The organism is Flagellimonas lutimaris, from assembly GCF_051494225.1.
GTDB classification, from domain to species: Bacteria; Bacteroidota; Bacteroidia; order Flavobacteriales; family Flavobacteriaceae; genus Flagellimonas; species Flagellimonas lutimaris_A.
Genome location: NZ_JBNPYE010000002.1, coordinates 86,816 through 110,414, shown reverse-complemented (window position 1 = coordinate 110,414; position 23,599 = coordinate 86,816). Strand labels below are relative to the sequence as shown.

Below are 23,599 nucleotides of genomic sequence, written 5' to 3'. Positions count from 1 at the left end.
AAACATATCTAGAATTTCCATATTAATGGTTTTCCTTTTCACCTTCGGGTCTTGTAAGAGTACCAAGTCTATTTCGGGCGGAGAGGTTAATGCAAAAATGTCGGCCAAAAATATTATCAATGCGCATTATTCCAATCAGCCAAAATTTAAAACATTAAGAGGTAGGGTTAAGATTGATTATGCCAATGGCGACGATTCGCAAGGCGTAAATGTGAGTCTTCGCATGGAAAAGGATAAGGTAATTTGGATGAGTGCACCTCTTGGTGTGGTCAAAGTCCACATTACTCCAAACAGGGTATCTTTTTATAACAAACTACAAAACGAGTATTTTGATGGAGATTTTAGTTATTTAAGCAATTTGCTAGGAACGGAACTCGATTTTGAAAAGGTACAGAACCTATTGCTTGGAAATGCTGTTTTGGACTTGAGAAAAGAGAAGTTCAACTCAGAAGTGTATAATGGGAATTACCAATTGAAACCGAAAAAGGCCAGAGAACTTTTTAAAATATTGTTTCAACTGGAGCCAAAGAATTTTAAAATTGCCGAACAAGAAATATCGCAACCGGAAAACGCAAGACAGCTAATGGCTAAATATACCTATCAGGATATTTCTGGAAACGTATTGCCCGACGAAGTAAAGATTATAGCCGAAGAAGCGGGTGATTTAACCACCATAGATTTGAGTTTTCGTAATTTAGAACTTAATAAACCTATGAATTTTCCCTATAAAGTGCCAAAGGGATATGATAAAATTACATTAAAGTAATATGAAAGGTAAAATTTCATATTTTATTTATTGTCTATTAGTTACGCTTTTTATTTCAACAACCTCGTATGCTCAAACGAGTGAACAAAAAGTGCTGGAGGCAAAACGGGAACGTTTGCAAAAAGAAATCAAAGAAATCAATAGATTGCTTTTTGCGGAAAGGAAAGAAAAAGGTTCTGTCTTGGATCAAATGGAGGCTTTGGACAATAAAATCAATGTTCGTCAAGAGCTAATTCGAGTTACTAATCAACAGTCAAATCTTCTCAATAGACAAATTAATGTCAACATTAGGAATATTAGTAAGCTCAGGGAGGATCTAAAAATCCTAAAGGATGATTACGCCAACCTGATTCAAAAAACCTATCAGAACAAATCCCAAAGTAATAGATTGATGTTTTTGTTGTCTGCCGAAAACTTTTTTCAGGCTTTTAAAAGACTTCAATATATGCAGCAGTATGCAAAGCATAGAAAAAAACAAGGTGAAGGAATCGTCAAAAAAACCGATGAACTCACACAACTGAATCAGGATTTAGTTCGTCAACGTAAAGAAAAGGAACAGCTCCTAGCTGAAAACCAAAGAGCCAAGGCTGAACTTTCGAAGGAAATAGAGAGCCAAAAGAACCTTTTGACGAGCATCAAACAAAATGAGGCTAAATACACCACGGCAATTGCAAATAAGCAAGCAGAGGCGCGTAAAATTGATCGGGAGATTGAAAGATTGATCAAAAGTGCCATCGCCAGTTCCAATAAGAGTTCCGGAAAATCTACAACCAGTGCAACTTTTGCCTTAACGCCGGAGGCAAAATTGTTGGCGGACAATTTTTCGTCCAACAAAGGAAGATTGATCTGGCCAGTGGAAAAAGGGGTAAAAAGCCAAGGATATGGGGTATATGCGGATAAACTTTATCCTGGAATAAAGCACCGAAACAACGGGGTGACCATAACTACGGACAAAGGTAGCAAGGCCAGGGCCATTTTTGAAGGAGAGGTTATCGCCATTTTATCAGTTCCCGGTGGCAGTAAAGGGGTTCAGATAAAGCACGGCAACTATATCAGTACGTATTATAATTTATCCAACCTGTACGTTAAAAAAGGCGACAGGGTTGCCGTTAAAGAGGTTTTGGGCGAAATAAATACCAATCGGTTTGACGGTACTACTAAATTGAAGTTTTATCTATATAAAGACTCCAATCGGTTAAATCCCGAAGATTGGATCTACCAACTCTAGCATTATGAAGAAAATAACAGATTTACAAGGCTCCTTTGAATTGCACAATGGGGTCCAGATGCCCTATTTTGGATTGGGCGTTTATCTTTCCAAAGATGGAAGTGAAGTCATTAATGCAGTAAAGGAGGCTTTGAATCATGGTTACAGGCATATCGATACAGCATCCGTTTATGATAATGAAGAAGGGGTAGGTAAAGGAATCCAAGAAAGTAATGTGGATCGAAAGGATGTTTTTTTGGTGAGCAAGGTTTGGAACACCGACCAAGGATATGATACCACACTAAAAGCATTTGATGCCAGTTTAGAGCGATTGGGAACCGATTATTTAGATTTGTATTTGATACATTGGCCCAAAGGAGAACTGTCCAAAGAAACTTGGAAAGCACTCGAAAAACTGTACAGGGAAAAACGAGTTCGCGCCATAGGCGTGAGCAACTTTTTGCAGCATCATTTAGAAGATTTATTGACTTCGGCGGAGATTGTGCCCATGGTGAACCAAATGGAATTTCATCCCTATTTGGTACAACAGGATTTGATAGATTTCTGTAATTCCAAAGGAATTCAATATGAAGCATGGTCCCCCATGATGCAGGGCAACATCTTTGATTTGGATATAATGAAGGATTTGGCTGCAAAATACAACAAGACCATTGCACAGATAGTTTTGCGATGGGACCTTCAAAAAGGGGTGGTCACGATTCCAAAATCATCCAAAAAAGAGCGAATTATAGCCAATTCCGACCTTTTCGATTTTGAACTTTCCGAAGAAGATGTGCAACTGTTGGATGGATTGGACAAAGGCAAACGATTTGGCCCAGATCCCGACAATTTTGATTTTTAAAGTTATTTAATGTAACTTTCATCACCCCAGATTTTTACCGACATATCTTTAGCTGAATGAATAGAAACCTACTTCTTTTCTTGATGGGCATGGCAATATCTTCATGCGAACTAACTTATGAAGATAATACGCGCCTTTTAATTGTCGGTCAAATTATTTCCTTTGAGAATGAAGATTTGCCCCAGCTACCAGTTGATGGTTATGCTTCTGGTGAATTTATAAGTTCATTTATACCACTTCCTTTATTTCCTCTCACACAAGAAGATATTGATTTGATAGGTTCAACTAGATTAATGGCTGATGGAAATTATAAAATCACTACAATTTCACCTAAAAACAATAGTTACCTTTCATTGGTTATTAATGCAGAAGGAGAGGATGGATATGACAGTGGTTGGCCCACTTTGGTAATAAATGGAATCAAATCTTTGCCACTGGAAACTTTCAAATATCAAATTCCTGAGGTTGAAATAGGAAGAGTAGTAAACTCTAGACTGCAAATAAATAGAATATCAAATATACAAGACACCCTTGCATATTTAATACAATATAACGCTTCCGTTAAAGAAATTAATATTGACCACGACATGTTTGAGGTCAATATATGGCAAATGAAAGAATATGGAGAGCTATATCCTTCAGAGCTTACTAAAGAAATCCCTCTGAGAGTTTCAAGGGGAGATTCCATTCAAGTTAGCTATTCTTTGATTAACAACGGCATTGTTAAACAGGATGATTCCAAAGTGCACTACAACAAAGAAATCAATGGGTACGAGTTTGATTTTTAAAAGAGTTATAATATTCTTTATACTATGTCTGACGCATTCGTTTTTGTTTGCACAAGAAGTGAAAAAAGAGTTGGAAAGCGAAGTGACAGGTGAACTAGGTGTAGCTTATGGTCAGCCCTTCAGTTTCGGCCATAACTTTCTTGCAGAGGGATATGATATTGGAAATGGGTTTAATTTGGACGCAAAAATTTTGGTATCATCCAAATGGTTAATTGGAACCCAATGGAGTCATTATAAAGGTGACGTTGTGAATATAAGTAAGGTTGGCGGAATAGATAACACAAGTGTAAGCCATTTACTTGCAACCGGAAATTATTCTCTTTTGGAGAAAAACAAAAGTATGAGCATAAGAGCAGGGCTAGGAACTGGATATGTACTATACAGGCATAGCCAAAGCACCACCAAGTTCAAAGACGATGGTTTTTCCATTGTCGCTAATTTTGACATAGCCTATAAATTGAGTAATTCCTTTGGAATCTATCTGAAAATAGATCACTACTGGGATTTTTTAAGTGTATATACAGCGCCAGAATTGGAAAATTTTTTTAGAAGGACCCAAACATTGTCACCCTTTATCGGGATAAGACTATATTTTTTCTAGTTATCCAAGAAAAGAGCCTTTAGCTCTGTGGCATCCCCAGGCTTCATTTTACCGGCAAGTACCAAACTCAGCTGTTTTCTTCGAAGTGCTGCGGCAAAGCGTTCTTTCTCCAAGTCCGTTTCTGGTTCCAAAGCGGGAACTTCGGTAGGTTTTCCTGTATCATCAACGGCTACGAAGGTATAAATCGCTTCGTTGGCCTTTGTACGCTCCTGCGTAAAGCGGTCCTCGATCCATACATCGATAAAAATTTCCATGGAAGTTTTAAAAGCTCGTGAAACAGCAGCTTCTACGGTTACAACACTACCCAGCGGTACGGCGCGATTAAAAGCTACGTGGTTTACCGAAGCGGTCACCGTAATCCTACGGCTGTGTCTACGGGCAGCAATACTGGCAGCTCGATCCATACGAGCCAATAATTCCCCACCAAAAAGATTGTTGAGCGGGTTGGTTTCACTGGGCAATACCAAATCGGTCATTACCGTACGGGATTCACTAGGAGTTTTAGCGCGCATACCTTTAAATTTTGCGCAAAGATATTGAAGTGTGGAGTGGTTTTAAAGGAAAGCAGGATTATTTCTCGGAAAGCATCCAAGCATCCCTTGAATCTTCAATCTTTACCTTTCTCAAAAAGACAAGAGCTTCTTTCGGGTCTTCAAAGCTATCATAAGCTACTTGGTGAAGCCCATATTTGTTCACGCCCAAATAAAATGCATTGTATCCCTTTTCCTTGAGTTGGTTTACCCTTTTCTCGGCATTTTGTTCTTCACGGAAAGCTCCTGCAATCACGTGGTGTTTGCCTAACTGTTTTTTGGTCACGTTAATGTTGATGGCAGGCAATTCCAACGGAGCACTTTCAAAAAAAGTAGCTTCTTGAATCAAACGGGATACTTCTTGTTGAGCATCTTGCTGAGCGGCCACTTCTTTTTGTTGAAGGTCACCATAGGTGCGATAAGAAGTTACCCCTAAGGAAACAGCCAATAAAAAGACGGCGGCATACTTTAACCAAGGTCTAAAGGAAGTTTGCTGTCTTTTTTCCGGCGTGATGATAAATGGAATACGTTCTTCCAACTCCACTATCTCTTCTTTGATGATTTCACGCTGAATGGGTGTGGCAGCAAAGGAGGATAAACCAAAAGAAGATGTCAAAAAGTTGATTTTTTCCTCAGGCTGGAACTGAATACGTTGTTCGCTGTTATGCCAAAGTTTACCGATGCCAAAAAGCTCAATGCTTTCACCCTGAGCTAATTTATGGTTCCAATCTTTGGAAATGTTCTCCACTTCCTGAAGCATATCTTCGTATCCCAAATTCTTTTCTTTGGATATATGGGAAACCAACAATCCATCATTTTTGGAAAGTTGGGCATTAAAGGAAATGGTCTTGCTTGGTGGCACCAAAGTATTGGTGGCCGAATCAATTTCTGCGGATTTACCATGTGCCAAAAAAGCGCCGAAACCCGGTACTACAACACAATTATAGTCGAACAATAGTTTTTCTATGTATGAATCAATCCGCATAGGCACAAATATTGCAAAAAAAGGGACAGTACAAAATATGCTGGATAACTTTTTATTAACATTTGAAAATCTGTATTTTGTGAACAACTTTGACTCCCAAATCAAATGACTGAACCTGAAATTATTGCGGCTTTGCGGCTGCAAAGTATTCCCAATATCGGGGATGTTACTGCCAAAAAATTAATTGCCCACTGCGGAAGCCCAAAAGCCGTTTTTGAGGATAAACCGCATCATCTTTTTAAAATTGACGGCATTGGCAAGATGACCTTGAAAGGGCTACACGATTCAATCCATCTTGAAGAAGCCCAAAAAGAGTTTGAATTTTTGACCAAAGAGGACATTGTCACTTCCTATTTTATGGATGATGACTATCCCATTCGTTTGAAGCACTGCGTAGATGGGCCCATTTTGTTGTTCCAACGTGGCAATATCGATTTGAAGCATCAAAAAGTCATTAGTGTGGTCGGTACCAGGAACATAACCAACTATGGAGCCTCGTTTTGTAATCAATTTATTGAGGAGATTGCCCCATTGAACCCTGTTATTGTGAGCGGATTGGCCTATGGGGTGGATATAGCCGTTCAAAAAGCGGCCATGGACCAAGGGTTACAAACTATTGCCTGTATGGCGCATGGACTTAATCAGATTTATCCCAAGGTGCATTCCAAATACAAATCCAAAATTGAAGCGAATGGCGGTTTTATGACTGAATTTTGGAGCAACAGTCGGCCCAACAGGGAAAATTTCCTCAAACGCAACCGAATTATTGCCGGATTAAGTGAAGCGACCGTTGTCATCGAATCTGCTGAAAAAGGAGGCAGCTTGGTCACGGCGGATTTGGCCTACGGATACCACAGAGAGGTATTTGCCGTTCCCGGAAGGGCAACCGATAAATGGAGCAAAGGCTGTAATGATCTTATTAAATACCAAAAAGCGCATTTATTTACCTCCGCTGCCGAGCTGATTTACCTATTGGGATGGGAAATTGGGGAGGAAGAGCGGAAAAAAACGGTACAAAAACAGCTTTTCATCGAGTTGGATGAAACAGAACAGTCAATCTACTCTTATTTGCAGTTGAACGGGAAACAGATGCTCGATACCGTGGCTTTGGAATGTAATCTCCCCATTTTTAAAGTTTCGTCCACTTTGCTGAACATGGAAATGAAGGGTGTGATCCGACCATTGCCCGGTAAAATGTTTGAGGCGGTCTAAGCCTACTATTTTTAGGTTTAAGGGGTGAAAATTTTCAAATAGAAGGTATTGACCTGCCAACTATTAAAATTGAAAAAAAGCGAGGTAATTGACCGAAAAATCTAAGCAGTTGAGCTTGAATTCAGCCAGTATTAACTGTGAAATCATCCTGAAGATAACCGTTTATTGTATTGAATGATAACAGAACAGTCACTCTGTTTTTGGGTGTAGTTTAACGGGAACTTACCGCAAAAAATCGAGAGTTTTGTGCAAAAAGCACTTAAAACGAGTGCTTTGAGCAACTTTTAAATAAATCAAAAGGGAAGGTAACAAGCTTAATGTTCGACAAAAAACTAATATCCCAACTTTTCACGAACGCGCCCCAAAACCTCATTGGCCACTTTTCGCGCTTTTTCTGCACCAAAAGCTAAAGCTTCGTCTATTTCACTTTTGTGGTTCATGTAATATTCGAACTTTTCCCGAGGTTCTTCAAACCTTTTCAATATGAGTTCGTACAAAGCCTGTTTGGCATGTCCGTAACCGTAATTTCCTGCCAAGTAGTTGGCACTCATTTCCTCAATCTGTTCAGGAGAAGCCAAAAGCTTGTACAAGGCAAACACATTGTCTTTACTTGGGTCTTTAGGGTCTTCCATGGGCGTGCTGTCCGTAACAATGCCCATAATCTGTTTGCGCAGCTTTTTATCCGTTTGGAACAAATTAATGAGGTTGCCCCGGCTTTTGCTCATTTTTTCACCATCCGTTCCTGGCACATACATGGTCTGCTCGTGCACCTTGGCTTCTGGCATCACAAAAGTTTCGCCCATTTGGTTGTGAAAGCGTGAGGCGACATCACGTGTCATTTCCAAATGCTGGAGTTGGTCTTTCCCTACCGGAACAATGTCTGCATCATACAACAAAATATCAGCCGCCATAAGCATTGGGTAGCTGAACAAGCCAGCGTTTACATCTTCCAGCCTATCCGCTTTGTCCTTAAAGGAGTGGGCCAATGTTAATCTTTGATAGGGAAAAAAGCAGCTAAGGTACCAAGCCAGTTCTGCGGTTTGTGGAATATCGCTCTGCCTGTAGAAAACAGTCTTTTCAATGTCAAGCCCAAAGGCGAGCCAAGCGGCTGCAATGGCGTAAGTATTATTTCTCAGCAGTTCCCCATCTTTAATCTGGGTCAGGGAGTGCATATCAGCTATAAAGAGGAACGAATCGTTCTTGGGATCTTCCGCCATTTCAATGGCAGGTGCAATGGCACCCAATATATTCCCCAAGTGCGGTGTTCCTGTACTTTGTATTCCTGTCAGAATTCGGGCCATGCTTAATTTTTGCCCGTAAAAGTAAGCATCCCGTACATATAAAAAAAGCGGATATGAACGCTAAAATGTTTTATGGGCACAAAGTTATTTTTTGAAAAGCCCTGCTATAAAAAGAATTGCCACGGCACCAATTACTCCAGTGATTAAATCGCCAAGAATACCTGAACTTATATGAATCCCCAAAGCTCCAAATAACCAGTTGCCAACTGCGCCCCCAACAATTCCTAAAATAATGTTCAATAGGGCACCAAATCCGCCACCTTTCATAATTTTACCGGCAAGCCAGCCTGCGAGCCCCCCGATTAACAATGCATATAAAATACCCATGCTATAAGATTTTATGGTTAGTCCTATAAAGATATTCAAAAATTCTACTTTTGGCCCATGGTTGGAATAATCAGAAACGTTGGTTATGTGTTGTACAGGGTATGGTTCTATGTGCTGGTTACTGTTCCCATTCTATTGTTTTTCCCTTTTTTGCTCATCTTTACTATTTCGGAAAAGACCTACCCCCAATTTTTTTGGTTGGCCCGCAATTTATGGGCAAGGCCCATTTTGTATGGTATGGGTTGCTTTCCCAAAATTGTACGCGAACAAAAAATGAAAAGAGGAAAGAGTTATATGTTGGTCGCAAACCATACCAGTATGCTCGATATTATGTTGATGCTTCATGTTAGTAGAAATCCTTTTGTTTTTGTGGGCAAAAAGGAATTGGTGAATATTCCCATTTTTGGATTTTTCTACAAAAGAGTGTGTATTTTGGTAGATAGGGAAAATGTTCGCAGCAGAACTGGAGTTTATCGGCGTGCTCAAAAAAGATTAGATCAAGGATTGAGCATTTGTATATTTCCCGAAGGAGGGGTGCCGAAAGAGGAGGTTATTCTGGATAAATTCAAAGACGGAGCTTTTAAAATGGCCATTGCACATAAAATTCCAGTGGTGCCCATGACTTTTATGGATAATAAAAAACGGTTTTCATTCACTTTTTATAGCGGTGGACCCGGACAAATCAGGGCAATTATCCACCCATTTTTTGAAACAGGCATTCTGAGTGCGGAAGATACTTCGACTTTGAGGGAAGAGGTAAGGGGGGTAATTCTAAAGGAATTAACCTGACCTTTTGGGTGTACGTTACACAAGATTGGGAAGCTGTAACATTATATTTCTATTATGAATGCCATCATTAAAAGAACTGGAAGTTTTATGTGAGATATCATAACCCTTAACAGTATTCAGCAATTCAACCTGATCCTCCCATTTAACAATATCTTCCCTATAATCGTGTTTTTCCATAATATCAGGTTCTAAACCTTTACACTGATATTGAATTTCTATTTCCACAACAGTCTTTAAAGCTTTTATGTTAATGTTGAAGTGTTGATTGGTTACGTTGTATATATTGGATTGTTCAACAATATTTTCAAAAAGCATTGGGATTACAAATGATGGTATAACAGCCTCCTTTAAATCATTGTTTTCCTTTTCAATGGATATGGTGTAGTCAAAGGAACCGTCATATCTAAGCTTTTGAAGCTTAAGATACCAATGTAACATGTCAATTTCGTTGTAAAGGGAAGCCGAGTCCTTTCCAAGTTGTTTCAAAAAAAAGCGCACAAGCCTACTGAAAGTAGAAAAATAATCCAATGCGAATTTTGTGTTCTGTGTAGTAATGAAATATTGAATTGCATTCAAAGAATTGAAAACAAAATGAGGATTTAGTTGCGAGTTGAATGCCCTTAACTTAAGCTCCAACATCTCTTCTTTTATGGACATTAGTTTTTCCTGTTTGTCGATAAGTTCTTTAGTTGCCCTAACACTCCTGATCTTTATGGCACAAATTGAAGCGATTGCCAAAAGTAATTTAAGATGACGATCTGTAAAAAAACCTTTTTCTGGGTGCTCACAGTCAATCACTCCATAGAGGATATCTTCGTAAATGATGGGGACACATATTTCCGAGAGCCTATTGTCATCATCTTCTATGTAACGTGGATCTTTCGATGTATCGAGAACCAATTCTGCTTTTCCTGTTTTTGCAACACTTCCAGTAATTCCTTCTCCAACAGTTATTTTTACTGGATTATAAAGTGTCCGGTCCTTTGGGCTTTTTGGGCCGTACGCAGCTTTTTGTACGAGTATATTTTCATTATCGTCCACCAAATAAATTACACAATCCACAAAGCCTAACTTGGAAATGCAATTTTTGGCCACGTCCCAAAGAATATCTTCTTCATTTTCCTTTCCCATGAGTGATTTGGAAAAATATATTAGGACGTCTTCAAACTGCTGATGTTTCACAGTGTCAATAGGTTGGTTAATGTTTAGGCATTGAATGTAAGAAAAATATACGTATGTTTTTTGATATAAAAAAAGCGCCCCATTTTAGTAGAGCGCCCAATTGATTGCATTAAGGAGCAATCTTCCTAACCAACTTCTTTATTTCTAGAACCTGAAACTAAATCCGCTATAAACCCCAATGGAATAAGGTTGAAAATTACCTGATACATTGGAAAATGTGTTTAGTTGATACTTAAATACAGGTTCCACATTGATTCTGATTTTTGGTGAAAATTGATAATTGAGTCCCATGCCCACATTGGCACTAAAATTCAACGAATTAATATTATTGGCCTTTCCAATTTCAGTCACCAGTTCGTTGGACTCCAACAAAACTGAATTGTCCACCAGAAAAAGGGAGCTTACTCCTCCAATTAGGTCAACACCAAATTTTTTGTCAAGAAGGGCATAGTTTAGTTCCAAAGGAACCTCGATATAGCCCAGCTGCTGAACCATTTTTCCATCTAGGGCAGGTACCTCGCTCAAGGCAATCTCTTTGGAATTGATAGCGGGTGTGTTTTTGGCGTTGTCTTTGCTCTGAACCACTATTGTGGAAGAGTTTTTGCTATAATCAATATTGGCTATTTTATCCGTGGAGGCAGCGCGCAAGGTAGAGGAGAAAACCACGTCGTTGGTACTGTAACCGTAATCTACACGGTGCACTCCCGAACGTATTTTTAGTTTTTTGCCGACTTCATAAGCAACTGTAAGACCGTAACTTAAATTAAGTTTTCCCGATTTTGAGTTAGAAGTAAAATCTGAACCTACGGGGGAACCATCTCCGGAAGCATCAAAATATACAGGGGCCAAAGAAGGGCCAACGGACCATTTTCCTGATTTGTTTTCCGCAACCGTTTCTTCTACTTCTTTTTGCTCCTCAATGGCATCATAAAGGGATTTTTTTTCAACATCACCTTTTTTTACCGTGTTCTGGGCAATCTCATTATTGTTCTCATCAGCTTCTGTGATCGACTGCTTCTGGTGGATGGAGCTAGTATCAATCTTATTCATCGCGATAGCATCATTGTTTTCGGAGTCATTACCTTTTTCAGTGAGAATGGTTTTGGATTGGACCAAATTGCTATTTACTGATTGCTGTTTTTCTGTAGAACCATTTCTTTCTGAATTGGATGTCGTGTTGACTGCAACTGCCGTTTCATCACCAATATGGAAGTCAGTCTTTGAGGTTTGAGTGGCTTTTTGTACCAAGCTTTCCTGTTCGGAAGTTTTAGCCAACCCCTTTTGTTCTTCAGCAGTAATGTCGGAACTATTAAAACCTTTACTGTCCTTTTCTTCTGAAATGTCCGATTCGTTGGGAGTGGCAGTGTTTTCCCTTTCCGTAACAGTTTGTTCTTGAGCGGATTCTTCCGCAAACGGGTTTATGAGCAACAGTAGAATTACCACGGCAGCGGCTACACCCCCAAGGCTCCACCAAATAGGAATGCCTCTCTTTTTTTGTTTCTTGTCCAAAGAGGCTTCAATAGAGCTCCAGACTTTTGCATCTGGAACTTCTTGAAAGTCCTGAAAGCGTTCTTTGAACAATTGCTCTAAGTTCTTTTTCCCCATCATTAATCTATTTAAGCAATGTTTATTTTAGTTTTTTCTATTTTATCCCTCAAAATGGCTTTGGCCCGTGCCAAGTTTGATTTTGAGGTTCCAGTGGATGTCCCCAACATCTCACCGATTTCTTTATGACTATAACCGTCCAGTACATAGAGGTTAAATGTTAGTCTGTATTTATGTGGAAGTTCTTGAATGTATCCCAATAAAGTAGATAGACTTATATCGGCATCCTCAGTATCTACCTCCTCTTCCTCTTCTTCGGTGTTTTCCGAAACTAGGTTAAGGTATTGGTCCTTCCTGTATTTCTGTAGTACCGTGTTTACGGTAATCCTTTTGATCCAACCCTCAAAAGACCCCTTAAAACTGAACTGATCGACCTTATCGAATATGGTCATAAAACTGTCGTGGAGGTTGTCTTCGGCCTCCGTTTTGTTGCGAGAGTACTTCAGGCACATTCCGAAAAGGATACCGGAATATCTCTGGTATAGCTCAGATTGCGCCTGTCGGTTTCCCTTTTGACAGTTATGTATCAGTTCTTCAAGATCCAAATGTTGGTCAATTTTGGATTATTGATTTCTAATTTGATGATACCCCTTCGGTTATTGGCACGGTATATTCCAAATATGTGGCGTTGCCATCGGCATCATCCCCAGCATAAAACCTAAAGATATAATCATCGGTGTAAATTACTTTGAACTTAAGAGTGGCAACCACTTCCTCAACAGCTTGGGTGCAAACTCTGTTTTCATCTGTAAGCACTGAGCCTATGACCACTACGTCACGGCTGGTTTCCGCTGTTTGTACCACATCAAAACCTTCAAAAAAGGTACAACCATTTGGTCTTAAGAAGGTTACTTCAATATCGTAAGTTTCACCAAATTCAAATGATTCGGGTACTTCGGCCTCAATCGTATTTAAGGCAGTAAAGTAAAAGTTGGGGGAATCATCATCCACCTCGCAAGAGATAAACCATGAGCATGCCACAATCAAAATAAAGGGCATTAGCACTTTTTTCATATTAATCCTTTTACCCTTTAGATGTGCGGCACAAACAAGGGTTGCGTGGGATTTTCGTAACCAAAAGTTAATCTACCCAAAAAATCGGTAAAAGGATCATTCCCTCACGGCAGCAATGGCTTCCTTGATTTTTCCTTCCAATTCTTCGGATAGTTCTGGGTTGTCCATAAGCAGTGATTTTACGGCATCTCTTCCTTGTCCCAATTTGGTATCTCCATAACTGAACCAAGAACCACTTTTCTTAACAATTTCATAAGCAACTCCCAAATCGAGTATTTCTCCGATTTTGGATATTCCTTCTCCATACATAATATCGAATTCTGCAGTTCTAAATGGTGGAGCAACCTTGTTCTTTACAACTTTTACACGTGTTTTGTTACCTTGAACATCTCCGTCTGTATTTTTGATCTGGGTAGACCTTCTAATATCCAATCTTACCGAAGCGTAAAATTTTAGGGCGTTACCACCGGTGGTGGTTTCCGGATTCCCGAACATTACACCGATTTTTTCCCTTAATTGGTTAATGAAGATTACGGTACATTTGGTTTTGCTTATAGTGGAGGTCAACTTTCTCAATGCCTGGGACATCAAACGGGCATGTAACCCCATCTTGGAGTCTCCCATTTCACCTTCAATTTCACTTTTGGGTGTAAGAGCAGCTACGGAATCCACGATTACAATATCAATGGCACCGGAACGTATCAAGTTTTCTGTAATTTCCAACGCTTGTTCCCCATGGTCGGGTTGGGATATAATCAAATTATCGATATCAACACCCAATTTTTTGGCATAAAAACGGTCAAAGGCATGTTCTGCATCAATAAAAGCTGCTATCCCACCGGCTTTTTGAGCTTCCGCAATGGCATGTAAGGTCAAAGTGGTTTTACCAGAAGATTCTGGACCGTAGATTTCAACCACCCGACCTCTGGGGTAACCTCCAACGCCCAGGGCAATATCCAATCCCAATGAGCCAGAAGGAATTACCTCAACATCTTCAACAACACTGTCCCCCATTTTCATGACAGCACCTTTGCCATAGGTTTTGTCCAACTTGTCCAATGTAAGTTTAAGGGCTTTTAATTTTGCTTCTTTCTCTTTGCTCATGGTAAAAATTATTAGGAAGGCTAAAATACCATTTCTTTCAACATGCTACAAAGGCCACGCAACCTTTTTAATAACATTACATCTTAGGTGTACTAACTCATATATATAGAGCTATTTATAGCTCACAATTGCTAGGAGGAAGAAAATTCAGCTATGAGAAAGAAGTAAAGGATTAGGAGGGCCTGTTCAAAGGCCCTTTTGATTTTACTTTCCCTTTAATTTCTATCTTTGTCGCAAATTAAAAAGAACCATTCTTTAACTTAATCAAGTATAGCATGCAACTGTACAATACATTAAGTGCAAAAGAAAGGGAAGCCCTTATTGAGGAAGCTGGAAAAGAACGGCTTACCATCTCTTTCTATAAATATGCACATATAGGTAATCCTCATGTTTTGAGGAACCATCTCTTCTTGGCTTGGAACGATATGGATGTTCTCGGTCGAATTTACGTAGCCCACGAAGGGATAAATGCGCAACTTTCGGTTCCCGCTGAAAACTTTAATGTTTTTAAAGAACATTTGGACACCATTACATTTTTAGAAAATGTAAGATTGAATATCGCCATTGAACAGGATAATAAATCATTTTTGAAATTAAAAGTGAAGGTCCGTAAAAAGATTGTGGCCGATGGGTTGAACGACGCCACTTTTGATGTTACAAACAAAGGAATCCACGTAGATGCCGAGAAGTTCAACGAACTTATCGAAGATGAAAACACTGTTTTGGTGGATATGCGAAACCATTACGAAAGTGAGATAGGCCATTTTAAAAATGCCGTTACCCCCGATGTTGATACCTTCCGTGATTCTCTCGATATTATTGAAAAAGATCTTGCCGAGCATAAGGATGATAAAAAATTGGTAATGTATTGCACCGGTGGTATCCGTTGCGAAAAGGCAAGTGCCTATTACAAACACAAAGGTTTCAAAAATGTTTATCAGCTGGAAGGCGGGATTATTGAATACACCCGACAAGTAAGGGAAAAGCAATTGGAAAATAAATTCTTGGGGAAAAACTTTGTTTTTGACCACAGAAGGGGGGAACGTATTTCTGATGAGGTGATAGCACATTGTCATCAATGTGGCAAACCTTGCGATACACATGTAAATTGTGCGAATGAAGCCTGTCATTTACTCTTTATCCAGTGTGAAGAATGCGCAGATACCATGAACAATTGTTGCTCGGTGGATTGCATGGAAGTTCATGCATTGCCGTTTGAGGAGCAAAAACGTTTGCGAAAAGGTAAGGGAGCCAGTAATAAAATATTCAAAAAAGGACGCTCACCTGTGTTGAAATACAAAAATTAGCATTTCACTGCTGCAACAAATTGTAGTATATTTACCATTAGTAATTTTTATGAACCCTTTTTAGGGAGGTGCTTTTAAACTTCCTTAAATCAAGATATTAAATATGGCGTGTAGCAGTTGTTCAACCGGCAAGGATGGACAACCGCGTGGTTGCAAGAACAATGGAACTTGTGGCACTGATGGTTGTAATAAGCTGACAGTCTTTGACTGGCTTTCCAATATGTCGTTGCCCAACGGTCAAAAACCTTTTGATTGCGTTGAGGTACGTTTCAAGAATAGTAGAAAGGAATTTTTCAAGAATACGGAGAATCTCACATTGTCCATTGGGGATGTTGTGGCCACTCAGGCCAAATCCGGACATGATGTTGGGGTGGTGACTCTTACAGGTGAACTCGTGCGGATTCAAATGAAACGCAAAAAAGTATCTCCAGAAGATAAAACCATTCCTAAAATCTATAGAAAAGCTTCCCAAAGGGATATTGACATTTGGCAAAAATGTAGGGATAGGGAAGAGGAAATAAAAAAACGCTCCAGAGAAATAGCTATCTCGTTAAAACTTCAAATGAAGTTGAGCGATGTGGAGTTTCAAGGAGACGGCTCCAAAGCCACATTTTACTACACAGCGGAAGACCGCGTGGACTTTAGGCAGTTGATCAAGGATATGGCCAAAGCCTTTGGTATTCGAATTGAAATGCGCCAAATCGGCTACAGACAAGAAGCCCAGCGTTTGGGAGGTATCGGTTCTTGCGGTCGGGAACTTTGTTGCTCTACGTGGCTAACCGATTTTAGATCGGTCAGTACTGCATCTGCCCGCTACCAGCAATTGGCCTTGAACCCTCAAAAGTTGGCAGGTCAATGTGGAAAACTAAAATGCTGCCTCAACTACGAGTTGGATATGTACTTGGAGGCGCTCAAAAACTTTCCTCCATCCGATTGTAAGCTAAAAACACAAAAAGGATTGGCCTTTTGCCAAAAAGCGGATATTTTTAAGGAAACGCTTTGGTTTTCTTATAAAGATGAACCTGCAACATGGCATACCTTGTCCAAGGATCAAGTATTGGAAATTCTGGAAATCAACAAGAAAAATGAAAAAGTTGCCAGTTTAGAGGAATATGCCGCGGACAATGTGGAGGAAGAAAAAACAACTTTTGAAAATGTTGTAGGTCAAGACAGTCTTACTCGCTTTGATAGACCCAAGAATAAAAAGCGAAGAAAGAAAAAACGCAGAAAACCAAAATCTAAAGCATCCTCCAATGCGAAATAAATTTTTGTTTCTTCTTATTACAGTTCTTGCATTATCATCCTGTAATGAGTTACTGGTTTATTCCGAGTATGAACCAATTAAAGAAGGGAAATGGGAGATAGGTCAAAGGGTAGACTTTCAATTTTCCGAACTGGATTCTACGGAAACATACAATATGTTCATCAACATAAGAAACGATGATACTTTTGCCTTCAGCAATTTATTTTTGATTACTGAGTTAGAATATCCGAGCGGCAATACCGTTAAGGACACGTTGGAATATAGAATGGCCGAACCCACTGGGGAATGGCTCGGAAAAGGAATGGGCGGTGTCAAGGAAAACAAACTTTGGTACAAGGAAAACATCGATTTTCCGAATTCTGGCGTATATAAAGTGAATATCTCCCATGCCATGCGCAAAAATGGCGATGTGGAAGGCCTTCATATTTTAGAAGGCGTAACAGATGTTGGTTTGGAAATAGAAAAAGCACCCAAATTATAATGGCAAAGAAGCGTCAAAAAAAACAACAGCAGAATTTTTTTCCTTTCATTAAATGGTTTTGGATTTTATTTGGAGCAGGAGTACTTTCCATTGTTCTGATTTTTCTATTGGCTTCTTGGGGAGTCTTTGGGGAGATGCCCACCTTTGAACGTTTGGAAAATCCCGAGACCAATTTGGCAACAGAGTTTATCTCATCAGATGGGGAGACCTTGGGAAAACTCTATTTGGACGATAACAGAACATGGGTAGATTATGAAACCCTTCCGCAAAATTTGGTAAACGCCCTTGTGGCTACCGAAGATGCTCGATATTATGATCACTCCGGAATTGATGCTCGGGGATTTGTAAGAGCTTTGGCTTATTTAGGAACCAAAGGAGGGGCTAGTACCATTTCGCAACAATTGGCACGTCAACTTTTTGTAGGGGTAAGATCAAGAAACCTGTTTGAGGCAGTAACCCAAAAAATCAAGGAGTGGGTTATCGCTACACGCTTGGAACGTAACTATACCAAGCAAGAAATTATAGCCATGTACCTTAATATTTATGACTTTGGGTACAATGCAGATGGTATTCGTTCCGCTGCCAGAATTTATTTTGGAAAGGAACCTGCTGAGCTGAAAACGGAAGAATCTGCCGTTTTGGTTGGGATGCTTAAAAATTCATCGCTCTACAATCCCATACGCCGTGAAGAATTGGTGTTCAACAGACGTAATACGGTTCTTGGGCAAATGGCCAAGTATGGCTATTTAACAGAAAAAGAAAAGGATTCGCTCCAAAGTTTGGAGATGAATATCAATTTTAATCCAGAATCGCACAGAGAAGGGTTGGCCACATATTTTAGAATGTATATGCAGCGCTTTTTGAAAAGATGGGTGGAGGAGAACCCGAAACCAAATGGCGAAAAGTACAACATCTACCTTGATGGTTTAAAAGTATATACCACCGTAGACTCTAGAATGCAGCGTAATGCAGAAGAAGCGGTTCAAGAACACATGAAGAATTTGCAGGCTGAGTTCTTCCACCAAAATACTCCCGACCGTAACCCAACTGCACCTTTTTTAGATTTGACAAGAGGGGCAATAGACACTATTATGGAACGGGCTATGAAAAGCTCGCCAAGATGGAGGGTCTTAAAACGGGAAGGACTTTCCGAAAAAGATATCGAAGCGACCTTCCACAAGAAAACCGAAATGACAGTTTTTGATTGGAATAGTGATTCCTACGAGAAAGACACCATTATGACCCCGATGGACTCCATTAGGTATTATAAAACATTCTTGCGTACCGCTATGATGTCCATGGAACCACAAACTGGTCACGTAAAAGCTTGGGTGGGTGGAATAGATTACAAACATTTTCAATATGACAATGTAATCCAAGGAGGACGGCAGGCGGGTTCTTTATTCAAGCCTTTTGTATACGCAGCTGCTATTGATCAATTGCGTTACTCGCCATGTTTTACTTTGCCAGACAATCGATATTGTATTGAACCGGGAAAGCATGGGAACATGGAAATGTGGTGCCCTGATAACTCTGATGGGACCTATTCTGGAGAGAACATGACATTAAAAAGCGCCTTGGCCAATTCGGTAAATTCGGTAACAGCGCAGTTAATTGATAGGGTAGGGCCAGCTTCTGTAGCTTCCATAGCCAAAAGTATGGGGGTAACAAAGGAAATTCCTGAAGTGCCATCCATCGCATTGGGTACACCCGATGTAAGTGTATATGAAATGGTCGGGGCATTTGGAACCTATGCTAATCAAGGGGTATATGTGAAGCCTGTAATGGTTACCCGTATCGAAGATAAAAACGGCACCGTACTTTATGAATATACTCCTGAAACAAGGGATGTACTAAGTAAGGATGTGGCCTATGCCATGGTAAATCTATTGGAAGGGGTAACACAATATGGTTCCGGGGGAAGATTAAGGCACACCTTTGGAAAGAATCAAACGGTTTACAAAGAAATTATAACTGGCTATCCGTATGAGTTGACCAACCCGATTGCCGGTAAAACAGGAACTACTCAAAACCAAAGTGATGGTTGGTTTATGGGTATGGTTCCCAATTTGGTAACAGGAGTTTGGGTAGGTGGTGATAATAGGGCGATTCATTTTAACCGCCTATTGTATGGGCAAGGTGCCGCTATGGCATTGCCGATTTGGGCTTTGTATATGAAGAAGAATTATGCCAATGAGGAAATAGGTGTATCCCAAGATGCATTCGAGGAACCAGAGGAAATGTCCATCAATATAGATTGTTCTAAAGAACAGGAAGACGAAGAGGAGAAAAAAATTGATATTGAAGACGATTTGGACGATTTGGATTTCTAGCCAAACCCATTTTGATAAAATAAAGCCCCAAGCATATCTTAATTTGCTTGGGGCTTTTTTATTTAAATCGTAATTTCAGGCAATATAAATACGAATTATATGATCAATAAAACAGTTGCCAATGTTACGGAGGCTTTAAGGGGTGTCGAAGACGGCATGACCTTTATGCTGGGTGGGTTTGGCCTATGTGGAATACCGGAAAATGCAATTGCCGAATTGGTTCGGTTGGGCATTAAGGACATCACCTGTATATCCAATAACGCCGGTGTAGATGATTTTGGCCTCGGGCTGCTTTTGCAGAAGCATCAAATCAAAAAAATGATATCCTCTTACGTGGGTGAAAACGATGAGTTCGAACGACAAATGTTAAGTGGTGAATTGGAGGTCGAATTAACGCCGCAAGGAACACTGGCTGAAAAATGTAGGGCGGCACAGTCCGGTTTCCCAGCTTTCTATACACCAGCAGGTTATGGAACTGAAGTGGCGGAAGGAAAAGAAACTCGGGAATTTGATGGAAAAATGTATGTGCTGGAACCTGCTTTTAAAGCAGACTTTTCTTTTGTAAAGGCATGGAAGGGAGATGAGGCCGGGAATTTAATATTCAAGGGAACGGCACGAAACTTTAATCCTTGTATGTGTGGTGCTGCTACCATTACTGTAGCTGAGGTGGAGGAATTGCTTCCAGCAGGAAGTTTAGATCCAAACGAAATCCATATCCCGGGAATATTTGTACAGCGTATTTTCCAAGGAGAATCATTTGAGAAAAGGATAGAGCAGCGAACAGTTAGACAGAAAAGTTAATTATGTTAGATAAAAACGGAATAGCAAAAAGGATAGCAAAAGAGGTCAAGGATGGATATTATGTAAACCTTGGCATTGGGATACCTACTCTGGTAGCCAATTTTGTTAGAGACGATATAAGTGTTGAATTCCAGAGCGAGAATGGAGTGTTGGGCATGGGACCTTTTCCTTTTGAAGGGGCGGAGGATGCGGATATTATAAATGCAGGTAAACAGACTATTACCACCTTGCCGGGAGCATCATTTTTTGACTCGGCCATGAGTTTTGGAATGATACGGGGCAAACATGTTGATTTGACCATTTTGGGAGCCATGGAAGTTGCTGAAAACGGGGACATTGCCAACTGGAAGATTCCTGGAAAGATGGTGAAAGGAATGGGCGGCGCTATGGATTTGGTGGCATCAGCTGAAAATATAATTGTGGCTATGATGCACACGAACCGAGCAGGAAAATCTAAATTATTAAAGCAATGTACCTTACCATTGACCGGGGTTGGCTGCGTAACCAAAATTGTGACCAACCTTGCTGTTTTGGAGGTGACATCTGAAGGATTCAAATTATTGGAAAGAGCACCTGGAGTTTCTGTGAAAGAAATCGAGGAAGCGACGGAAGGAAATTTGGTGGTTGACGGAGACATTCCCGAAATGAACATTTGATAAATACCCGAGGCTTTTTTACAACAAAAACAAGGGATTACACAACAATAGTTTTAAATTGCCATTCATCGAGTATATATTTGGTTATATCGAATTTTTTACCCAAATTAACACCGTTAAAACCTATATACCATGGCCCTAAAATCAAAAACTACGATGGACGAGAATGTACAAGTTTACAGAAATGATTTTTTCACAGGTTTTATGCTTTTGATCAAGAAGCTTTTTATGCTATAGATCAGTATTTATCCCCCCTGAAAAATATGGAGCCAACATCTTGTTAGGCTCTTTTTTTTGCGATAATTTTAGACAAAACTTCTTCTGATGCCATTACACCTTCGGGAATGTGTTAGTACCGATTTGGACACCTTGGTCAAAATTTCAAAGGAGACCTTTGCCGCTGCTTTTGAAAAGGACAATGACCCAAAAGACTTTATGGTCTATATTGAAAAAGCTTTTTCTCCGAAAACATTGGCTGCAGAATTGGCGAACAAAGACTGCCTTTTTCATTTTGTTTTTGAAGATAGGGAGTTAGTAGGTTATTTTAAACTTAATGTAGCGTCTGCACAGACCGATGTTCATGATCCTAACGCTTTGGAAATAGAACGTATTTATGTGGTTGAAGCCCATCAAGGCAAAAAAATAGGGGCGTGGATGCTTCAAGAAATCATTATGAAGGCCAGGACATTGGAGATGGAATACATTTGGCTTGGAGTATGGGAACATAACCCCAAGGCCATTCGTTTTTATCAAAGACATGGTTTCAACAAATTTGCTGAGCATCCCTACTACATTGGAACGGACAAGCAGACCGACTGGCTCTTGCGTTTAGAGCTTCAATAAGTTTCCCAAATATAGAATATCACCTTCAGCTTGTAATTTGTAGGCAAAGGAGTTTTCAAAAGCAGCATGCGCCAATAAAGAAATGGCATTGGCGTTCAGCTTGGTCAAGCTATTGGTACGATACACCACATCCCTTATGGTCGAAAAGCTCACATTGCTCTGAATGGCAATATTGGCAAAATCGTTTTTGGTGGCGTTTCTTCGAAGTACTTCAGACAGTCTTTCGCTAATTGGTTTTCCATAATCTTCCTCTCCAAAGATTAATTCGCTTTTTAAAAGTGGTCCAAGACCTTTAATAGAGCCCATATATAATTCCTGTTTAAATAATTATATGTCGGGGTCAAATCCTATTTTCTATATTTGGCCTGTAACCCAATTACAGAAAACTAGATAAATTGCTGCGATAAGTGCGTATTGCGTAACAATATTACACAATATAGAAAATAATGTATATAATTAAGCAATTAAGACGAAAAAATAATATCAGCCAATCACAATTGGGCAAAGAAATTGGAGTTAGTTTGCGTACCATTCAGCTCTATGAAAGGAAGGATGCCAATATTCCCATAAAAAATCTCACTAAAATTGCGGAGTACTTTGGGCTCACCATAGCCGAGCTTTATATGCATGAGGTGAACGATATGGGTGAGGCTTACACCAAACGACAACCTTTTACCAAACATGGCAGCGTTTTTTATCCTCTGGAACATGGAAAATACTTGGTGATGTCACCATTGGTTTTGGTAGAATGGCATCAGAAGTATATTGAGAGTTTACGGAAAGATAATCTCAGTAATCCTTTTCAAGGTGGGTTTATTATTGATTTTTTAAGTGATGAACCCCATCGCATATTTGAGGTGTCCGGTGATTCCATGAACGATTCCAGCGTAGAGGCGGTTCCGAATAAGGCATATGTACTAGGGTTGGAAATAAAGAAAGCGTCTTTTGTGCGTGCTAGTGATACCTTTTGGAACCAATCGTATATATTGGTTTGTGCGAATAGGATTATCTGTAAACAGCTTACAGGGTATAATAAGAAAAGCAAAGCGGTTTTGTGCCATAATTTGAATACATCACCCGAATTTCAGGACTTTGAGTTGCCTTTGGATGATGTGTTGCAAGTCTTCAAGATTGTGAAAAAGCAGCTTTGACCTTATTTAAATGGGTTAGCACTTCCTCTAAACATTCATCTAGGTTTTTTTTCACCTCGGTTTCCCAAAAGCGGAAGACTTTGTATCCTTTTTCTTTTAAAGCTTGATTTACCTCTGTATCCCGTTGCATGTTACGTTCAATTTTTGGGATCCAGAACTCTCGGTTGGTCTTGATTTTTTCTTTTCGTTCTTCCCAATTATAGCCATGCCAATATTCACCATCTATAAATATGACCGTCTTGTACTTTTTTAAGGCGATATCCGGCTTTCCTATGAGCTTTTTGTAGTCGATACGATATCGATAGCCCGATTGCCACAACGCTTTTCTAAAGGCGAGTTCTGGCTTGGTGTTTTTGCCGCGAATCTTTCCCATAATCTTGGAACGTTCCGGCGTGGTGTAAAAACCGGATTCCTCATTAAATCGAGGTACTTTAATCCGTTCTTTCGGGTATTCTTTGGGCATACCGTAAGATAACAAAAAACCCAAACT

At 39.8% G+C, this 23,599-nt stretch carries 26 protein-coding genes; 15 read left to right on the top strand and 11 right to left on the bottom strand.

Annotation, left to right across the window (positions count from 1 at the left end; translation table 11 throughout):
• Positions 1 to 25: 25 nt before the first annotated feature.
• From ACQQ5U_RS05710 to ACQQ5U_RS05690, 5 genes are read left to right on the top strand one after another with little or no spacing between them, the layout of a single operon-like run.
• Positions 26 to 766 (top strand): DUF4292 domain-containing protein, encoded by a 741-nt coding sequence (locus ACQQ5U_RS05710; protein WP_437396012.1) that lies wholly within the window; start codon positions 26 to 28, stop codon positions 764 to 766.
• A gap of 1 nt (position 767) precedes the next feature.
• Positions 768 to 1,994 (top strand): murein hydrolase activator EnvC family protein, encoded by a 1,227-nt coding sequence (locus tag ACQQ5U_RS05705; RefSeq protein ID WP_437396011.1) that lies wholly within the window; start codon positions 768 to 770, stop codon positions 1,992 to 1,994.
• A 4-nt stretch (positions 1,995 to 1,998) separates the two neighbouring features.
• Positions 1,999 to 2,835 carry an aldo/keto reductase gene (locus ACQQ5U_RS05700; protein ID WP_437396010.1) on the top strand — a complete coding sequence of 279 codons (837 nt, stop codon included), beginning with the start codon at positions 1,999 to 2,001 and terminating at the stop codon, positions 2,833 to 2,835.
• Between the two features lie 56 nt (positions 2,836 to 2,891).
• A complete protein-coding gene (locus ACQQ5U_RS05695; protein ID WP_437396008.1) occupies positions 2,892 to 3,623 on the top strand; it encodes a hypothetical protein in 732 nt (243 codons plus the stop codon).
• Positions 3,624 to 3,681: 58 nt separating this feature from the next.
• The gene (locus tag ACQQ5U_RS05690) at positions 3,682 to 4,224 is read left to right on the top strand and encodes a hypothetical protein (protein WP_437396007.1); all 543 of its coding nucleotides are present in this window, start codon (positions 3,682 to 3,684) and stop codon (positions 4,222 to 4,224) included.
• Here ACQQ5U_RS05690 and ACQQ5U_RS05685 read toward each other — a convergent pair.
• Positions 4,221 to 4,736 (bottom strand): acyl-CoA thioesterase, encoded by a 516-nt coding sequence (locus tag ACQQ5U_RS05685; protein ID WP_437396005.1) that lies wholly within the window; start codon positions 4,734 to 4,736, stop codon positions 4,221 to 4,223. The genes ACQQ5U_RS05690 and ACQQ5U_RS05685 overlap by 4 nt on opposite strands.
• 58 nt (positions 4,737 to 4,794) lie before the next feature.
• The gene (locus ACQQ5U_RS05680) at positions 4,795 to 5,739 is read right to left on the bottom strand and encodes an SPOR domain-containing protein (protein WP_437396004.1); all 945 of its coding nucleotides are present in this window, start codon (positions 5,737 to 5,739) and stop codon (positions 4,795 to 4,797) included.
• Positions 5,740 to 5,844: 105 nt separating this feature from the next.
• Here ACQQ5U_RS05680 and dprA point away from each other — a divergent pair, with 105 nt between their 5' ends.
• Positions 5,845 to 6,951: a DNA-processing protein DprA gene (gene dprA / locus ACQQ5U_RS05675; RefSeq protein ID WP_437396003.1), complete on the top strand. Its 1,107-nt coding sequence runs from the start codon at positions 5,845 to 5,847 to the stop codon at positions 6,949 to 6,951.
• A gap of 332 nt (positions 6,952 to 7,283) precedes the next feature.
• Here dprA and trpS read toward each other — a convergent pair whose 3' ends face one another.
• Positions 7,284 to 8,252 carry a tryptophan--tRNA ligase gene (gene trpS, locus ACQQ5U_RS05670; protein ID WP_437396002.1) on the bottom strand — a complete coding sequence of 323 codons (969 nt, stop codon included), beginning with the start codon at positions 8,250 to 8,252 and terminating at the stop codon, positions 7,284 to 7,286.
• 84 nt (positions 8,253 to 8,336) lie between these two features.
• Complete coding sequence (locus ACQQ5U_RS05665; protein ID WP_437396001.1) at positions 8,337 to 8,579, bottom strand: GlsB/YeaQ/YmgE family stress response membrane protein; 243 nt, start codon at positions 8,577 to 8,579, stop codon at positions 8,337 to 8,339.
• A 57-nt stretch (positions 8,580 to 8,636) separates the two neighbouring features.
• On the opposite strand from ACQQ5U_RS05665, the gene ACQQ5U_RS05660 reads away from it, so the two are divergent.
• On the top strand, positions 8,637 to 9,368 hold the full coding sequence (locus ACQQ5U_RS05660; RefSeq protein WP_437396000.1) for a lysophospholipid acyltransferase family protein: 732 nt from the start codon (positions 8,637 to 8,639) through the stop codon (positions 9,366 to 9,368).
• Positions 9,369 to 9,383: 15 nt separating this feature from the next.
• Here ACQQ5U_RS05660 and ACQQ5U_RS05655 read toward each other — a convergent pair whose 3' ends face one another.
• The 5 genes from ACQQ5U_RS05655 to recA all read right to left on the bottom strand — a co-directional run bounded on the left by ACQQ5U_RS05655 (position 9,384) and on the right by recA (position 14,273).
• Positions 9,384 to 10,499 carry a histidine kinase gene (locus tag ACQQ5U_RS05655; protein WP_437395999.1) on the bottom strand — a complete coding sequence of 372 codons (1,116 nt, stop codon included), beginning with the start codon at positions 10,497 to 10,499 and terminating at the stop codon, positions 9,384 to 9,386.
• Positions 10,500 to 10,694: 195 nt separating this feature from the next.
• Positions 10,695 to 12,158, bottom strand: a complete 1,464-nt coding sequence (locus tag ACQQ5U_RS05650) for an outer membrane beta-barrel protein (RefSeq protein WP_437395998.1) — start codon at positions 12,156 to 12,158, stop codon at positions 10,695 to 10,697.
• Between the two features lie 8 nt (positions 12,159 to 12,166).
• On the bottom strand, positions 12,167 to 12,700 hold the full coding sequence (locus ACQQ5U_RS05645) for an RNA polymerase sigma factor (RefSeq protein WP_437395997.1): 534 nt from the start codon (positions 12,698 to 12,700) through the stop codon (positions 12,167 to 12,169).
• Between the two features lie 28 nt (positions 12,701 to 12,728).
• Positions 12,729 to 13,169 carry a hypothetical protein gene (locus ACQQ5U_RS05640; RefSeq protein ID WP_437395995.1) on the bottom strand — a complete coding sequence of 147 codons (441 nt, stop codon included), beginning with the start codon at positions 13,167 to 13,169 and terminating at the stop codon, positions 12,729 to 12,731.
• Positions 13,170 to 13,265: 96 nt separating this feature from the next.
• Positions 13,266 to 14,273, bottom strand: coding sequence for a recombinase RecA (recA, locus tag ACQQ5U_RS05635; protein ID WP_437395994.1), 1,008 nt, complete (start codon positions 14,271 to 14,273; stop codon positions 13,266 to 13,268).
• A gap of 275 nt (positions 14,274 to 14,548) precedes the next feature.
• On the opposite strand from recA, the gene trhO reads away from it, so the two are divergent.
• The 7 genes from trhO (at position 14,549) to ACQQ5U_RS05600 (ending at position 21,958) form a co-directional block, all read left to right on the top strand.
• Entirely contained in the window at positions 14,549 to 15,580 is a 1,032-nt protein-coding gene (trhO, locus tag ACQQ5U_RS05630) for an oxygen-dependent tRNA uridine(34) hydroxylase TrhO (protein WP_437395993.1), read from the top strand.
• 103 nt (positions 15,581 to 15,683) lie between these two features.
• Positions 15,684 to 16,844 carry a PSP1 domain-containing protein gene (locus tag ACQQ5U_RS05625; RefSeq protein WP_437395992.1) on the top strand — a complete coding sequence of 387 codons (1,161 nt, stop codon included), beginning with the start codon at positions 15,684 to 15,686 and terminating at the stop codon, positions 16,842 to 16,844.
• Positions 16,834 to 17,325: a gliding motility lipoprotein GldH gene (locus ACQQ5U_RS05620; RefSeq protein WP_437395991.1), complete on the top strand. Its 492-nt coding sequence runs from the start codon at positions 16,834 to 16,836 to the stop codon at positions 17,323 to 17,325. The genes ACQQ5U_RS05625 and ACQQ5U_RS05620 overlap by 11 nt, the downstream gene beginning before the upstream one ends.
• Positions 17,325 to 19,658: a penicillin-binding protein 1A gene (locus ACQQ5U_RS05615; protein ID WP_437395990.1), complete on the top strand. Its 2,334-nt coding sequence runs from the start codon at positions 17,325 to 17,327 to the stop codon at positions 19,656 to 19,658. Before ACQQ5U_RS05620 ends, ACQQ5U_RS05615 begins: the two co-directional genes overlap by 1 nt.
• 99 nt (positions 19,659 to 19,757) lie before the next feature.
• Positions 19,758 to 20,459, top strand: coding sequence for a CoA transferase subunit A (locus ACQQ5U_RS05610; protein ID WP_437395989.1), 702 nt, complete (start codon positions 19,758 to 19,760; stop codon positions 20,457 to 20,459).
• A 2-nt stretch (positions 20,460 to 20,461) separates the two neighbouring features.
• Positions 20,462 to 21,115: a CoA transferase subunit B gene (locus ACQQ5U_RS05605; protein ID WP_437395987.1), complete on the top strand. Its 654-nt coding sequence runs from the start codon at positions 20,462 to 20,464 to the stop codon at positions 21,113 to 21,115.
• 324 nt (positions 21,116 to 21,439) lie between these two features.
• On the top strand, positions 21,440 to 21,958 hold the full coding sequence (locus tag ACQQ5U_RS05600) for a GNAT family N-acetyltransferase (RefSeq protein WP_437395986.1): 519 nt from the start codon (positions 21,440 to 21,442) through the stop codon (positions 21,956 to 21,958).
• Here the strand turns inward: ACQQ5U_RS05600 and ACQQ5U_RS05595 are convergent.
• The gene (locus ACQQ5U_RS05595) at positions 21,944 to 22,264 is read right to left on the bottom strand and encodes a hypothetical protein (protein WP_437395985.1); all 321 of its coding nucleotides are present in this window, start codon (positions 22,262 to 22,264) and stop codon (positions 21,944 to 21,946) included. The genes ACQQ5U_RS05600 and ACQQ5U_RS05595 overlap by 15 nt on opposite strands.
• Positions 22,265 to 22,404: 140 nt before the next feature.
• Here ACQQ5U_RS05595 and ACQQ5U_RS05590 point away from each other — a divergent pair, with 140 nt between their 5' ends.
• Complete coding sequence (locus ACQQ5U_RS05590) at positions 22,405 to 23,109, top strand: helix-turn-helix domain-containing protein (RefSeq protein WP_437395984.1); 705 nt, start codon at positions 22,405 to 22,407, stop codon at positions 23,107 to 23,109.
• Here ACQQ5U_RS05590 and ACQQ5U_RS05585 read toward each other — a convergent pair.
• Positions 23,084 to 23,596, bottom strand: coding sequence for a very short patch repair endonuclease (locus ACQQ5U_RS05585; protein ID WP_437395983.1), 513 nt, complete (start codon positions 23,594 to 23,596; stop codon positions 23,084 to 23,086). The genes ACQQ5U_RS05590 and ACQQ5U_RS05585 overlap by 26 nt on opposite strands.
• Positions 23,597 to 23,599: the final 3 nt, after the last annotated feature.